We start from the raw sequence: 14,452 nt of genomic DNA on the forward strand, positions 1-14,452 counted from the left end.
ATTAAAATCGCTCCTGATGAGCATTTTTTATGGCAATAATATCGTCAATTTTGCCAATAAATAGCTCAACCAATTGCGGGTCGAAGTGTTTACCGGCTTGTTGTTGCATATGTTCTAGAGTTTGCTCTATGCTCCAAGGCTCTTTATAGGGGCGTTTTGAGGTAAGTGCATCAAATACATCGGCAATGGCAACAATACGCCCTTCCAGCGATATGGCTTCTCCTTTTAGGCCATTGGGGTAGCCAGTACCATCCCACTTTTCATGATGTTCAATTGCCAGCACATGCGCCAGTTGTAATAGTGGCGATGATGAATTTGCTAAAATTTGTGCACCAATTAAAGCGTGCTCTTTCATGTGGGTAAACTCATCGGCAGTTAACTTTCCGGGTTTTAGCAAAATGGCATCCGGAATACCTATTTTACCCACATCGTGCATAGGGGCTGCTTGGCGTAATAATTCGGCGTGTTGCTCATCCATACCCAGCGCCAATGCAAGTACTTTGCTGTATTGACTCATACGTATAATATGCTCACCGGTATCGGTGTCTTTATATTCTGCAGCACGACCTAAACGCTGTACTAAATCGACATGAGCTTGTTTTAGCTGCTCAGCTTGCACTAACGACAGGTGAGTTTTAACACGTGCCCGTACAATAGCAGGGCTAATGGGTTTGGTTATATAGTCTACAGCGCCTAGTTCAAAACCTTTAAATTCATCACTTTCATCACTTAGCGCAGTAACAAAAATAATAGGGATATGCGATGTTGCAGGGTTAGCTTTAACAATTTGGCATACTTCAAAGCCATTCATATCAGGCATCATAATATCGAGTAAAATTAGCTTTGGTAGTTCTTTTTCAAGTAATGCTATAGCGGCAGCGCCCGATTTAGCAAACGACATTCTATATTGATTACCAAGCACCTCGCGCATTACTTTTAAGTTTGCAGGCTCGTCGTCAACAATTAATATGCGCGGCTTATCTAGAATAAAATCCATTAATTAATTCTCCTTAGGGTTAACTTTTTAAGTAAATTTGCTAATTTAACTTGCGCGTTATCAAAGTCGAATTCATCAAAGGCACTGGCTATTTCATCTATATCTACTTGTACTGATACTATACATTTACGTTGTAACTGTTCGAGAAGATCATCATTAAGTTCGGCATTTTGTGCATCAGCATAGAGTTCTTGGCAAATTTCTATTAGCTCAGCTGTTGATAACGGCTCAGCATTGTCGATAAGTTTGGCGGGCTCTTTACATATAGTGCTTGCTAATAATTGGCCGATAAGCGCCAATTCAGTTTTTATATCTGCCAAAACGCTGGTTAGCACAGCTTCATCGTCTGCGTTCTCTAAACGCGTTAACAGTGTCATTAAGGTTAATAACCCTAAATTACCAGCCACGCCTTTTAACGTGTGAATAAGCGTATAAACACTTTTAATATCGCTTAGTTGCAGCTTAAATAAGCTTATAAATTGCTTTTCGTTGGTATTAACAAATTTAGTAATTTCGGTAAGCTGTTTACATTTAGAGCCCCACAAAGCTAACCCTTTTTCAAAATCTATGTGCTTGGCATCGGGGTCGGTTTGCGCAATTAATGTTTCTTTTGCTAAGCCAAGTCCAAGCACCAGTGCTATCTCTTGATTCAGTTGGTTGATATCAACCGGCTTATTAGCAAACCCATTCATGCCTGCATTTTTAGCGGTTAGTTTATCTTGCTGTAACACGCTGGCTGTTAAGGCAATAATAGGCGTAAATTTTATTTGTTTTAGTTGCTCCAATGCACGAATTTTAATGGTGGCCTCAATACCGTCACATTCAGGCATGTGAATGTCCATTAAAATGACATCAAAGTCTTGCTGATTAAACGCCTCAATGGCTTCTAAACCATTACTTGCAGTGGTTACTGTGTGTTGATCTCGCGAAAGTAATATAGAAAGTAGCTCTGTATTTTGTTCTATATCATCAACCACTAATATTCTAAGCGGAGGTAGTTCGGTATGTAGGCCTTCAAAATAATCTATTTTATTTTCATCACCAACAGTAAAAGGTAATGAGAAGTAAAAGCAGCTGCCTTTATCAACTTCACTCACTAAATCAATTGAGCCATGCATAAGCTCTACTAATTGTTTACTTATTGTTGTGCCTAAACCTGTGCCACCAAATCGACGTGTGGTCGTGCCATCGGCTTGCACAAAAGGCTGAAAAACCGCTTTAATACGATCTTTAGCAATACCAATGCCTGTATCTTGTACTTCAAAAAATAGGTGATTATTTTGTGTGGTACTTACGGTAACAGTAACAGCGCCTTGCTCAGTAAATTTAATAGCGTTACCAATAAGGTTTGTAAGTATTTGCCTAAGGCGGTCGGGATCACCGTAGTATGCGGTGCTAACTGATTTATTAATATTAAGCGTTAAATTAAGGTTTTTCTTTTTAGCTTCTAACCAAAAAGTTGAAATAATACTGTCGATAACGGGCTTTAAATTAAAATGCACAGGCTCAATGGTTAGCTTTCCTCGTTCTAACTTTGCAGAGTCGAGAATTTCATTAAGTAGGCGTAGCAAAGAGCGTGCTGCATTGTTAACCGTAACAAGGTGCTTTTGCTGCTCTTTACTTAGCGGTGTATCCATAAGCAGATCGCTAAAGCCAATAATTGCATTCATAGGGGTGCGTATTTCATGGCTCATATTTGCCATAAAAGATTGCTTAGCATTTGCAGCTTCTTCTGCTTGCAGTTTAGCGTGCTCTAATTTTGCTTCATACTCTTTGCGCTCAGTAATATCAACAAGTACACCATCAATCCACTGCGCAACATCGGTATTATTAAAGTCAAAACTACCTTTCTCTAATACCCATACAGTTGCGCCGTTGCGATGGCGAATTCTATATTCAACAGAGTATTGACGCTTTTCGGTAACGGCATTAGTGAGCGTGGTAATAATCATTTGTTGATCAGACTTTAAAATCAGGTCTGTAAACTCAATGTGTTGCTCAATAAATTCATCTGGTGTATAGCCAGTTAAATCCAATATACTTGGGCTAACAAATAGCATGGTGTAGTTAGTATCGAATTTACATCTAAAGGCAACGCCTGGCATATTTTGCATTAATGAGCGATATTTTTGCTCATTTTCAACGACCGTTTTTTGTAGCGCTCGTTGCTGCGTTAAGTCAGTAATAAAGCCAACATACAAAGGAGGTTGCCCAGTTTGCGTCACTTGTCCAATACCAAGGCGCACAGGGATCAAATGGTTATCTTTATGTTTAGCAAAAGTATCGCGGTTTATGCCTATAATAGCGCTTAGATCAAGAGTCATATCACCAGATGATGACGCATTATTTAGAGCGTTATTATCATTTAAAAGAATCTGTACACTTTTACCTTGTAACTCATGTTCGTGCCAACCTAAAATCTTACTTGCTGCTTCATTAAAGCTTAAAATAATACCTTGATGATCAATAGTCACAATGCCATCTATTGCTGTTTCTAATATGGCGTTTAACCGCGACTCGTCGGCTGACTTTTCTTCAAGCAGCAGTTTATAGCGTACCATGCCATTAATTACAGCAACCACGCTGGTTATTGCAACAGTTGCAGTGGCAACCGCAATTGCAACAAATGTAAGCCCAGCAGACGCATTTTCGTCTGCGTAAATTAGTGGGGAAGTTGCTACAAAACGGGTTGCTGCCATACCCATATAATGCATACCAGTAACAGCAAAGCCTAATATAACGGCGCTGGTTGAACGAATTTGTAACTGTGATAACCGAGGGAAAACTCTTTCAAGGTTAAAGTGGCTATATAAAGCTATAAACGATAGGGCAACGGCCACTAAAATAGACAACCCAAACATAACTGGGTCATACCGTAGCATAGGCGCAAGCTCCATCGCTGCCATACCACTGTAATGCATAGTGCCAATACCCGAGCCGAATAATACTGAGCAAACAGCTAATACTTTAAAGTTACCATTACTTTTTACCAGTATAGATACAGCATATTGGCATGCCAAAAATGCCGGTATAAAAGAGAGTAAGGTAATAGTTGGGTTATATTTAATGTTAGTACACAAGGAAAAAGCTAACATACCAATAAAATGCATGCTCCAAATGCCCGCAGAAAAAACAGCTGCAGCGGTTACAGTAGCTAAACGTTGATAGCTTGGGAAAGTAGTTTTTTTAGCTAAATCAATGAGTTTTGTAGTAAAAAAAGCGGCAAATATGACTATTAAAACTGAAAGAGAAACCAAAAGGGGATCGTAAACCCCGTTTATAATTAAACTAGGATCTTGGTCAGTAATAAAGAAAGCTGATAACATGGCGGCTCTAAATAGGCATTTTAATCGTGTAGTTTAATAGAATTAATTAATTAATAAACCGTTAATTTTATGATTGCTTATTAAGCTATAAATAAACAACACGGCATTAACTAACCATTAGACGAAAAGTAGCCCCTAGCTAGTATAGTGTGAGAGATTAATTTGTTTGCCTACCAACTAAAAAAAAGTACCCGACGAAAGACCGTTGCTATTAAAGTGCATAATCAAAATGTGACGGTATATGCCCCCCATCACGTACAAAAAAAAGTGCTCGATAACTGGTTATTAGAAAAAAAATCATGGGTTGAGGCGCAGCTGCAAAAACAGCTTACTTTGGTTGATACAAAACAGTATCCACTTAAGGACAAAAAGATCTGGGTTTTTTCAGAAGCAATTAATTTAACGTTTCAGCAAGGCAATACCTCTACAGTGGAGCGCCAACAAGATGGCCTGCTTATTACCGTTTCTGCTCGTGTTAAGCATCAGCAGCAAAAGTACCAATTACTTTTAGAGGCGTATTTAAAAGAGCAGTTAACCGCATACATTGAAATGCGACTTAATGACTTTTGCACGCTGATGCAAGAAGCGCTGCCTAACGATTTAAATATTGCAGTTTATAAACGCAAATGGGGAAGTTGTAATAGTAAAAGGGCGTTAACATTTAACTTATTATTGATTGGTGCACCACATAGCATTATTGATTATGTAATAGTGCATGAGCTGGCGCATTTACGACATTTAAATCATAGCAAAGCATTTTGGCAGCGCGTAGCACAATTTTGTCCCGACTATAAAGCAAGTACGTTATGGCTAAAACAATATGGTATGAGTTTACAATGGGTATTTTAATGTTTTACTAAGAAAAAACACGGAGATTACTAACAAGGAATGTAGTAACTATATAAGTAGAAAAGTGGTGGAGGGAGCTGGATTCGAACCAGCGAAGGCTGAGCCGTCAGATTTACAGTCTGATCCCTTTGGCCGCTCGGGAACCCCTCCACACTAATTTTGTTACATTTGGCCCCACTTAACTTAGCGGTAAGAAAAGTGGTGGAGGGAGCTGGATTCGAACCAGCGAAGGCTGAGCCGTCAGATTTACAGTCTGATCCCTTTGGCCGCTCGGGAACCCCTCCAATGCAACGGCGCTGATAATAGCAAACATCGTATTTAAGTAAAGAAAAAAGCTAAAGAAAAATGAAATAAAGCCGATAAATAGGTATTACTTACTTCAATCGGCTAAAGTCTATGCAAATCGGTGATTTGTTAATCACAGAGAGTCAGCTCAACACTCGACTTAATAAAAGTGTGCATGAAAAGCGCCGAGGAGAGTTTGCGCTTTTACTCGCTATGCTATCTCATGATGCACTCGATTTTAGCCAATTCCATTTACCAAAAACAGAAATTGAAGATTCAACTGTTGGCGAAGATACCCTTCGCAAACAAATAGGAGCAGGTCCAAAGCAACTTTTAGCGCCAGATAAGTTTGATATCTTGATAGGGCAGTTTAACGCCTCACTATTAATGCAAGCAGGGGAACGCGCTGGAATGAGCGATATTAAATTAAATCACTGTTTAAACCCTGAACCATTGTTTATAAGAGATGATGTAAGCCATATTCCGCTTCAGGTGCGTGATAATTGTGAATTAGCAGTGCGCAGGCGTATAAATAACACACAAACGCAACTATCTAACCCGCAACTCGATGCTGCTGCCTTTTACGAAAGCCTAAATAATGATGCGCTTCACCACCCATTGCATTTAGTAAGCGCTTAATTATAAAGCGTACGCTGTAACTGCTTTGATATTGCAATAACCAATCATATTAATAGAACTTGGCAAACGATTGCGCCATCACTCTAACTATTAAGTTACTTGTCTGTAATATAAAGCCGCTAACTCTCTACACTTAAGCGCATTTTAGCGATACTTTATTTTATTAATGGATTAATAATTGATTTAATATAAAAAAAGCATCCAAAAATTAAATGCAATTGCTATAATAGGCTCAAATGGTATGACATTAAATGCCGTTATCATTAAACCAAGGTAATTAGGAACGTAATGAAGAAAATATTCACGCTAAATCACGAGAAAATCAAATATCCTCGTATGGTTGACGCCGCAAAGCATGAAGTGAAAAAATATTTGAAAAGAGAGCGTAACAAAACTCTACCACTCGATGCTGATTACTGGGCGTTTGATTGTAAGTTTGGTAATACCGCTGAAGATGCACAAGTAGTGCACGTTGCAGAGCTTAGTAATCATATAAGCGAAATAGAAAAGCAAAGCTTAACTTCTTTTTATGTAGAAATATTAGCGCGCCCAGCTCAACGTCAACAACCAGATTTGGATGACGACGAATAAGACGCTTATAAAGTAATTTGCGTAATTTTTAAAATGGGCCTAGTGGCCCATTTTTTGTTTGTACGTTTATACAAACGCGATTTAAACCTTGAGCATTCAAGTACAAGCAGCTTATAAGCAGTGCTTACTTTCAGTATTACCCTGAAAATTATGGCCGTGATTTTCTAAAACAATTAACAACAACTCTGTATCGCCATTTTTATATTTGGTTGTAAGTTTGATTAAAAACCCAACTTTAATACATTTGCATAACATAAGACTGTATTATACTGTGTTAGTTGATAATTATAGAAAACAGTAGTATTTATGCCATTAAATTATGCCGATAGCGATTTAAAACTTAGCCTTAAAACCTCAAAAGTTCTCATTGTTGATGATCAGTTACTTAGCATAATTGTACTGAAAAAAATATTATCAAAGCACTTTATTGTTAACACCGCCAACAGCGGTGAAGAAGCAGTTGAAATATGTAAATCTAATACTCCCGATATCGTACTGCTGGATATTTCAATGGATGGCATATGCGGTATAGAAACCTGTTTAAAACTTAAAACGACGACACAAACCCAAGACATTCCCGTTATATTTGTTACCTCCTTTGAAAAGCAAGAAGAGGACTGCTGGGAAGCGGGTGCGGTAGACTTTATTCAAAAACCGATTAACCCAGAAACCTTATACAGAAGAGTAAGAGCGCACTTAACTATTAAGCTGCAACATGACTTATTAAGTCAAAAAGTGTTTCTTGATGACTTAACTAAAGTATTTAACCGTCGTTATTTTGATACTCATATTAATAAAATACAATTGAGTGCATTAAGAGAGAATACACAATATGCTTTATTACTTATGGATATTGATTACTTTAAGCAATACAACGATATTTATGGACACGTAGAAGGCGACGTTGTTTTACACTTAGTTGCTCAAACAATTGCCAACAGCCTGCAAAGGCCAAGCGATTTTGTTGCCCGCTATGGCGGCGAAGAATTTGTGGTTGTGCTACCCCATACCAACGAGGAAGGCGCTCGCTGTGTTGCTGAAAAAATTAAAAATAACATATATGGCTTAGGTGTTTTACATAAGTACTCAGAGTTTGAATTTGTCACTATAAGTATAGGTGGAGCTACGTTATTGCAATCAGACGAAGGCAACATGGATATTTTGCAACGCGCAGATAAAAAAATGTACGCCGCTAAAGCACAAGGGCGAAATACAGTGTGCTTTTAAAGCGCAGCGAACCCAATACCAAAATATACGGTAGAGCAGTTATTAACACAGGCCTATAGGTATGTAAATTGCCAATAGTTGCTCGAAAGTAAAATTTTATTTTAGCCATACACATCGCCTGTAACAGCCAACCCTAGGCATGGCTATTGGATGTATTTAAGGTTCAGTTGCCTGTAATTACCTACTTTACTCACCGCACAGCTGCAGTTTGTTATACGCTATGACACTTTTTATATTTTTTGCCACTTTGGCAAGGGCAGTTGTCATTTCTGCTTATTTTAATATCGGCTACCGGAAATAGTGTGCCTTCAAGGTAGCGCCACTGCCCATCTTGTTTAATAAACAACGACTTTTCGTGCAACTCGCAATATAGGTTTTGGTAAAAGTAATTTACTTTAAATGTTACAAAGCCTTCGCTTGCATCGTGCTCAGTGTCGATGACGGTTAGCTTTATAAAGCGGCAGCTATCAGCAAAGTCTTTAATCTCTTTTACAGGGTTTTCTGCCTGTTTTTCACTTGCATAAGTTTGATAAACATAAGTTGCATTTTTAAGTACATATGCACTGTAGCGAGCACGCATAAGTTGCTCAGGTGTTTCAGCTATTTTTGATGCTAAATGAAGTGGTTCACAGCAGTCAGCATAATTTTGCTGGCTGCCACAAAAGCAAGGAGAAGTCGTTAATGAGGTCATAATATTAATATAAAGTGTTTAAAACACGAGTTTAACAAGCTTATTGAGTTAGTGGTATCTCAAGGTTGTGAGTATTTTTAGTAAAACAGTAAAGCTTAGTATTTGTAGTGCTTAAATTTAATGATAGCTGTGTCAGCTGTTGATCATTAATAATATCAGTCCAGGTAATAACCGCAGCAAAGTTTCCGTTGTGCAGCGCCGAGCTAAGTACATACTCTAAGTTTACTAAATGTTTTTGCCTGATCACCAGTAATTTGCTGGTGTCAATGGAGCATGAATCAAGCAAGGCTTTACTCGGTACATGGTCAGGGGCAATCAGCAGTGTCCATGCATTTAAGCTGTTGTATTGGTGTAATACTTTAAGCAATTCAAAGGTTGCTGAAATTTCATCTTCAATTTGAATTAAATTTACACAATCACTTTTATCGTCTTGCTGATAACTTTTAACGGTTCTTACGGTAATAGGCTGTAACATAAATTTCTCACTCACTGGGTTTTTATACAGTACCCATATACAGTAGTTTATACAGTGTTATGGTGCAAGTGTTTTTTTGCTAATTATTTGTACAGTCATTCAGTTTTAAATTTTTACACGGATAAAAAAACAAAAATAACTATTAAAAACAGAGCGTTAATATTTTAGGTATATATTTATATTTTTTATTAAAGTTATGCGGCGAATAGCACCTATACAGTACTTTATGCTCTATTATTTACGTTAAAGTAAAGCTGATTGCTCAGCATATAAGCACGGTAATTATTATTTTTAAAACCTGAAGTACATACGTATTACCGTGTCATATTTATTATTTCAGCTACTTCAATAACTTAATGCATAACAAGGTAAAATGTCCGGTATTTCGCTATTTTTATGCTAAAATCTCGCCACTTTTTACTACCTTAAGTTTGTTATGCTCGAAGCCTTATTTAAAATCCGCGCAAATGATTCCTCAGTACAACGTGAATGTGTTGCCGGTATGACTACTTTTATTACTATGGTTTATATTGTTTTTGTTAATCCAGCAATGCTTGCCCAAGCAGGAATGGATCAAGGCGCTGCGTTTGTAGCTACATGTATTGCAGCTGCAATAGGCTGTTTTATTATGGGCCTATGGGCCAATTATCCGTTAGCGTTAGCGCCGGGTATGGGATTAAATGCTTTTTTTACCTATGGCGTTGTTTTAGGAATGGGCTATACCTGGGAAGCGGCATTAGGTGCTGTGTTTATGTCGGGTTGTATATTTTTATTTTTAAGTTTATTTAAAGTACGAGAGTGGATTATTAATGCCATTCCACTGGTGCTAAAACAAGCAATAGCGACCGGTATTGGTGCTTTTTTGGCGCTAATTGCGCTTAAAAGTGCAGGGATCATAGTATCTAGCCCTGCAACCTTAGTGCAACTAGGTGATATTACTGCACCTGGGCCATTACTTGCTATTTTAAGTTTTTTTGTGATTGCGGCATTGTTATATCGCGATTTTAAAAGTGGTGTGTTAATTAGTATTTTACTGGTAACAGGTATTGCTTTGGCTTTTGGTTTGGTTGAATATCAGGGGGTTATGTCTATGCCGCCGTCAATTTTACCAACCTTTATGCAACTTGATTTTAGTGCGGCATTTGAGCTTTCAATGTTGAGTGTTATTTTTGCATTTTTATTTGTAGATTTATTTGATACCTCAGGCACCTTGGTTGCGGTCACGCAAAAAGCAGGGCTTGCAGATGAAAAAGGCAATATGCCACGTTTAGGGCGCGCTCTTAGCGCTGATAGCACTGCCACTATTGCTGGTGCAATGCTTGGTACATCTACTACTACATCTTACATAGAGTCGGTGGCTGGCGTTTCTGTAGGCGGACGCACAGGCTTAACAGCCGTTGTTGTGGGTATTTGTTTTTTATTGATGATGTTTTTTGCGCCACTAGCGCAAATGGTGCCAGCGTATGCCACTGCCGGTGCTATTTTATATGTTTCGGTACTTATGCTACAAAACTTAAAGTTTGTAAACTGGGACGACATGACAGATGCCATTCCTGTTAGTGTGGTGTTATTAATGACCCCGCTGACATTTTCTATTGCTCATGGTATAGCGCTTGGGTTTATTTCTTACACCGCGGTTAAGGTGTTATGCGGTAAAAAGGATCAAGTAAGTATTAGTGTGTGGATTTTAACGGCATTGTTTATTGTTAAGTTTGCATTTTTATCTTAAAAAACTTATTTATCTATCAATAAAAAAAGCCCATACAAAATTGTATGGGCTTTTTTTATAAGTTTTAGTACTAATTTACCATTTCTTTTTCGGAGCAAATAAAACATCTAGGTCATCTTGCTCTTGCTCAGTTTTCTTTTTAAGTGCATTGGCATTCGATGCTCTTAACTCAACACTAATAGCTTCTAAGTAGCCTTCTACTTCTTGGTATTTAGCAGTTACATATGGATCGCTATACGATACCGCACTGAGTGAAGCATGGGCTTTTTCAAAATACTGCCTAGCTGAACCTACCATGCCTGCAGAGCGCGCCGATAAACCACGTTTAATTTGGCTTTCAATATTTATTTGTAACTGCAGTTTTTCCATTCGTTTGTCTTCAATTACAAATAGTTGGCTATCGAGGTTACCTTTATTGTGCTCAGAGCGTAGAATAATACGTAATTTTTTTATGCCCTGTATTAGCGATACCAATTGCTTATCGTTACTTGGCAGTGAAAGCGATTCGCTATTGCTTCCTTGAACTGGGTTATTCAAACGCTCTTTCGCTTCATTTAAACGGTTTTTTAATATTTTAGAACCAGGTGAAAGCGATACCATGGTACTAAGCGCATCATGATTACGACGCTGTAAAACACGTAGTGTGTTATCTGAAAACGGGATATTAGCGTTATTCATTAACGCTTCCTCGGTTTCCTCAATGATAGCTTTTTGTTTGGTTAGTTCTTTACGGCGATCAGCTTCTTGTTTTTCTTTATGCTGTTGCACCGCACTTACCCAAAGCGCAATCACAATAAGAGCAACAATGAGTATAATTATAATAGAGACGATCATGTTACAGTTCTCGGGTTCTAAACCTAATTGCTCAATCTTACATTAAATATATAAGAACAGGAAAACTTTGCGCTAATTAACTATAAAAGCAGGCTAAGAAAGCGTTTAAATCTTAATGCTTTATATGATAATCATTGCTATCTGAAGTATATTTATTGTGCTAGCCTAAGCCTATATTTATTAAATACGATATTATCAATTAAAACCTACCATTTGTCGGGTGGTCAGTTTTTAAAGATAAAGTATTTACCCCCTCAAAAACGAATAATAACGAAAATACATAGCTATGAAATTACAACAACTTAGATATATTGTAGAAGTTCAAAATCATAAATTAAATGTCTCAGCAACAGCTGAAAGTTTATTTACCTCACAACCAGGTATTTCTAAGCAAGTGCGCATGCTTGAAGATGAGTTAGGTATTCAAATTTTTGGTCGCAGTGGTAAACATTTAACGCATGTAACGAGTGCCGGTGAAGAAGTCATTAATATATCGCGCGAAATCCTCTCAAAAGTGGAAGGTATTAAAGCGGTTGCTCATGAGCATACTTTACCTGATCAAGGTAAGCTTAATATTGCCACTACTCATACCCAAGCACGTTACGCATTGCCGAATGTTATTAAAGGGTTTATGAAAAAATACCCCGCAGTGTCACTTCATATGCACCAAGGTACACCGCAGCAAATATCAGATGCAGCTGCACGTGGCGATGCCGACTTTGCTATTGCAACAGAAGCACTACACTTATATTCAGACCTTGTTATGCTACCTTGTTATCATTGGAACCGTAGTATTGTGGTGGCAAAAGACCATCCATTAGCTAAAAAAGCCAATAGTATAACCGTGGCTGATATTGCAAAATATCCGCTTATTACTTATGTATTTGGCTTTACTGGCCGCTCAGAACTAGATAAAGCATTTAGTGCTCATGGGCTTGAGCCGCACATAGTATTTACCGCCACCGATGCCGACGTTATTAAAACGTATGTACGCTTAGGATTAGGCGTTGGAGTGGTTGCGTCAATGGCGATTGACCAGGTCAGTGATACTGATTTAGTGTGTATTGATGCCAGCCATTTATTTGAAGCGAGTACCACTAAAATTGGTTTTAGAAAAGGCAGTTTTTTACGCACTTATATGTATGACTTTATTGAACGCTTTGCACCACACTTAACTAAAGAGCGAGTAGAGCGTGCTAACTTATTACGCAACCAAGAAGATGTTGATAAGTTATTTGCTGATATAGAATTGCCAGTTAAATAATTGTTTCGGTATCTAATACTTAACTGTTAAAAGTAGCTAATAAAAAAGGCGCCTGTTTTTAAACAGGCGCCTTTTTTAATTATAATTAAGTGTGTTAACACTCAATTATATTAACGGCTAAACCACCACGAGCGGTTTCTTTATATTTAGTTTTCATATCGTTACCGGTTTCGAGCATAGTTTTAATCACTTTATCGAGTGATACTTTTTGCTCACCACTACCACGAATTGCAAGGCGTGACGCATTAATTGCTTTTATCGCGCCCATGGCGTTGCGTTCAATACACGGTACTTGCACTAAGCCACCAACTGGGTCACACGTAAGCCCTAAGTTATGCTCCATGCCAATTTCGGCGGCATTTTCTACTTGCACTACATTACCACCTACAATTTCGGTAAGTGCGCCTGCAGCCATTGAGCAAGCCACGCCCACTTCACCTTGGCAACCTACTTCGGCACCCGAAATAGAGGCGTTCTTTTTATATAAAATACCGATAGCGGCGGCGGTTAATAAATAACGCGTAACTATGTCGCGATCAACTTCTTTTATAAAAGTATGATAATACATAAGTACTGCTGGTAAAATACCCGCTGCGCCATTGGTAGGCGCGGTTACAACACGCCCGCCTGCGGCGTTCTCTTCATTTACAGCTAAAGCAAATAAGTCGACCCAATCCATAGCACGTAGGGGGTCGTTACTTACTTCAACATTAAGTTTTAAATGTAAATTAGGAGCACGACGTTTTACTTTTAAACCGCCTGGTAAAATCCCTTCGGTACGCATACCACGCTCAATACAGGCTTTCATTACCTGCCAAATATTAAATAACTCGTCTTTAATGTCGTTTTCGCTGCGTAGTGTTTTTTCGTTATGCATCATTAAAGTAGATACACTGAAACCCGACTCTTTACACATTTCCAGTAATTCTTGTGCGCTACCAAACGGAAAAGGTGCAGGGTTTTCTTCACGAATATCAAGCGCTGCTTGTTTTTCGTTTTCAAAATCTTGGTCAGTAACAATAAAGCCACCGCCAATTGAGTAATAAATTTGGCTATAAACCTTCTCGCCATTATTAGAGGCAATAATTTCCATTGCATTAGAGTGCTTAGGTAGCGTTTTACGACGGTGAAAAACAATAGCCCCTTGCTTTGGGAATTTAGCCTTATGCGTTTGATTTAAATAAATAACTTGTTCTTTTTCAATTGTGGCTAAAATAGTATCAACCAAATCGGCGTCGATGGTTTCAGGATCATACCCAGCAAGGCCAAGTATTACTGCTTTACCCGAGCCGTGGCCAATACCAGTTTGGCCTAACGATCCATATAGCTCTACTTTAATGTCGGTAACGTTTGCTAATAATTGTTTTTCTTGTAGGTCATTAACAAATAAACGAGATGCGCGCATTGGGCCAACGGTATGTGACGAAGAAGGGCCAATACCAATACTAAACATATCAAATGCACTTATCATAATGTGTCTCTTCTGTGTTTACTCAGCACTAGGCTGCTTTTTTGAACGGTCGTGTATAGTAACGCTAAATTGTG

The 14,452-nt window shown here is 38.3% G+C and carries 12 protein-coding genes and 2 tRNA genes; 6 read left to right on the forward strand and 8 right to left on the reverse strand.

What is annotated here, in order from left to right; all coding sequences use genetic code 11:
- Position 1 precedes the first annotated feature (1 nt).
- Both PNIG_RS06250 and PNIG_RS06255 read right to left on the reverse strand, forming a co-directional pair.
- On the reverse strand, positions 2-997 hold the full coding sequence (locus PNIG_RS06250; protein ID WP_011327836.1) for a response regulator: 996 nt from the start codon (positions 995-997) through the stop codon (positions 2-4).
- Positions 997-4,323: an MHYT domain-containing protein gene (locus PNIG_RS06255; RefSeq protein ID WP_089368015.1), complete on the reverse strand. Its 3,327-nt coding sequence runs from the start codon at positions 4,321-4,323 to the stop codon at positions 997-999. The genes PNIG_RS06250 and PNIG_RS06255 overlap by 1 nt, the downstream gene beginning before the upstream one ends.
- 162 nt (positions 4,324-4,485) lie before the next feature.
- On the opposite strand from PNIG_RS06255, the gene PNIG_RS06260 reads away from it, so the two are divergent.
- Positions 4,486-5,172 carry a M48 family metallopeptidase gene (locus PNIG_RS06260; protein ID WP_089368016.1) on the forward strand — a complete coding sequence of 229 codons (687 nt, stop codon included), beginning with the start codon at positions 4,486-4,488 and terminating at the stop codon, positions 5,170-5,172.
- Positions 5,173-5,237: 65 nt separating this feature from the next.
- Here PNIG_RS06260 and PNIG_RS06265 read toward each other — a convergent pair.
- Both PNIG_RS06265 and PNIG_RS06270 read right to left on the reverse strand, forming a co-directional pair.
- Positions 5,238-5,322: transfer RNA gene (locus PNIG_RS06265), tRNA-Tyr, on the reverse strand.
- Positions 5,323-5,371: 49 nt separating this feature from the next.
- A tRNA-Tyr gene (locus PNIG_RS06270) sits at positions 5,372-5,456 on the reverse strand.
- A gap of 112 nt (positions 5,457-5,568) precedes the next feature.
- On the opposite strand from PNIG_RS06270, the gene PNIG_RS06275 reads away from it, so the two are divergent.
- The 3 genes from PNIG_RS06275 (at position 5,569) to PNIG_RS06285 (ending at position 7,914) form a co-directional block, all read left to right on the forward strand.
- Positions 5,569-6,096: a VC2046/SO_2500 family protein gene (locus tag PNIG_RS06275; protein ID WP_011327839.1), complete on the forward strand. Its 528-nt coding sequence runs from the start codon at positions 5,569-5,571 to the stop codon at positions 6,094-6,096.
- 288 nt (positions 6,097-6,384) lie between these two features.
- Positions 6,385-6,687 carry a DUF6172 family protein gene (locus tag PNIG_RS06280; RefSeq protein WP_011327840.1) on the forward strand — a complete coding sequence of 101 codons (303 nt, stop codon included), beginning with the start codon at positions 6,385-6,387 and terminating at the stop codon, positions 6,685-6,687.
- A 306-nt stretch (positions 6,688-6,993) separates the two neighbouring features.
- Positions 6,994-7,914, forward strand: a complete 921-nt coding sequence (locus PNIG_RS06285) for a GGDEF domain-containing response regulator (protein WP_089368017.1) — start codon at positions 6,994-6,996, stop codon at positions 7,912-7,914.
- 211 nt (positions 7,915-8,125) lie between these two features.
- On the opposite strand, the gene PNIG_RS06290 is transcribed toward PNIG_RS06285, so the two are convergent.
- Together PNIG_RS06290 and PNIG_RS06295 are read right to left on the reverse strand one after the other, a co-directional pair.
- Entirely contained in the window at positions 8,126-8,605 is a 480-nt protein-coding gene (locus PNIG_RS06290) for a YchJ family protein (protein ID WP_011327843.1), read from the reverse strand.
- A 40-nt stretch (positions 8,606-8,645) separates the two neighbouring features.
- A complete protein-coding gene (locus tag PNIG_RS06295; protein ID WP_011327844.1) occupies positions 8,646-9,080 on the reverse strand; it encodes a SulA-like leucine-rich domain-containing protein in 435 nt (144 codons plus the stop codon).
- 436 nt (positions 9,081-9,516) lie between these two features.
- On the opposite strand from PNIG_RS06295, the gene PNIG_RS06300 reads away from it, so the two are divergent.
- Complete coding sequence (locus PNIG_RS06300) at positions 9,517-10,809, forward strand: NCS2 family permease (RefSeq protein WP_050754470.1); 1,293 nt, start codon at positions 9,517-9,519, stop codon at positions 10,807-10,809.
- A gap of 75 nt (positions 10,810-10,884) precedes the next feature.
- Here PNIG_RS06300 and PNIG_RS06305 read toward each other — a convergent pair whose 3' ends face one another.
- The gene (locus PNIG_RS06305; RefSeq protein WP_011327846.1) at positions 10,885-11,643 is read right to left on the reverse strand and encodes a hypothetical protein; all 759 of its coding nucleotides are present in this window, start codon (positions 11,641-11,643) and stop codon (positions 10,885-10,887) included.
- A 286-nt stretch (positions 11,644-11,929) separates the two neighbouring features.
- Here PNIG_RS06305 and cysB point away from each other — a divergent pair, with 286 nt between their 5' ends.
- A complete protein-coding gene (cysB, locus tag PNIG_RS06310; protein ID WP_011327847.1) occupies positions 11,930-12,907 on the forward strand; it encodes an HTH-type transcriptional regulator CysB in 978 nt (325 codons plus the stop codon).
- Positions 12,908-13,001: 94 nt separating this feature from the next.
- Here cysB and PNIG_RS06315 read toward each other — a convergent pair whose 3' ends face one another.
- Positions 13,002-14,378 (reverse strand): L-serine ammonia-lyase, encoded by a 1,377-nt coding sequence (locus PNIG_RS06315; protein ID WP_011327848.1) that lies wholly within the window; start codon positions 14,376-14,378, stop codon positions 13,002-13,004.
- Positions 14,379-14,452 lie beyond the last annotated feature (74 nt).

It is taken from the genome of Pseudoalteromonas nigrifaciens (genome assembly GCF_002221505.1).
GTDB lineage: Bacteria > Pseudomonadota > Gammaproteobacteria > Enterobacterales > Alteromonadaceae > Pseudoalteromonas > Pseudoalteromonas nigrifaciens.

What these genes read in the sequence shown, in the direction of transcription:
- PNIG_RS06250 (WP_011327836.1), bottom strand. Translation starts at nt 997, where the DNA reads ATGGATTTTATTCTAGATAAGCCGCGCATATTAATTGTTGACGACGAG.
- PNIG_RS06255 (WP_089368015.1), bottom strand. Translation starts at nt 4,323, where the DNA reads ATGTTATCAGCTTTCTTTATTACTGACCAAGATCCTAGTTTAATTATA.
- PNIG_RS06275 (WP_011327839.1), top strand. Translation starts at nt 5,569, where the DNA reads ATGCAAATCGGTGATTTGTTAATCACAGAGAGTCAGCTCAACACTCGA.
- PNIG_RS06280 (WP_011327840.1), top strand. Translation starts at nt 6,385, where the DNA reads ATGAAGAAAATATTCACGCTAAATCACGAGAAAATCAAATATCCTCGT.
- PNIG_RS06285 (WP_089368017.1), top strand. Translation starts at nt 6,994, where the DNA reads ATGCCATTAAATTATGCCGATAGCGATTTAAAACTTAGCCTTAAAACC.
- PNIG_RS06290 (WP_011327843.1), bottom strand. Translation starts at nt 8,605, where the DNA reads ATGACCTCATTAACGACTTCTCCTTGCTTTTGTGGCAGCCAGCAAAAT.
- PNIG_RS06295 (WP_011327844.1), bottom strand. Translation starts at nt 9,080, where the DNA reads ATGTTACAGCCTATTACCGTAAGAACCGTTAAAAGTTATCAGCAAGAC.
- PNIG_RS06300 (WP_050754470.1), top strand. Translation starts at nt 9,517, where the DNA reads ATGCTCGAAGCCTTATTTAAAATCCGCGCAAATGATTCCTCAGTACAA.
- PNIG_RS06305 (WP_011327846.1), bottom strand. Translation starts at nt 11,643, where the DNA reads ATGATCGTCTCTATTATAATTATACTCATTGTTGCTCTTATTGTGATT.
- cysB (WP_011327847.1), top strand. Translation starts at nt 11,930, where the DNA reads ATGAAATTACAACAACTTAGATATATTGTAGAAGTTCAAAATCATAAA.
- PNIG_RS06315 (WP_011327848.1), bottom strand. Translation starts at nt 14,378, where the DNA reads ATGATAAGTGCATTTGATATGTTTAGTATTGGTATTGGCCCTTCTTCG.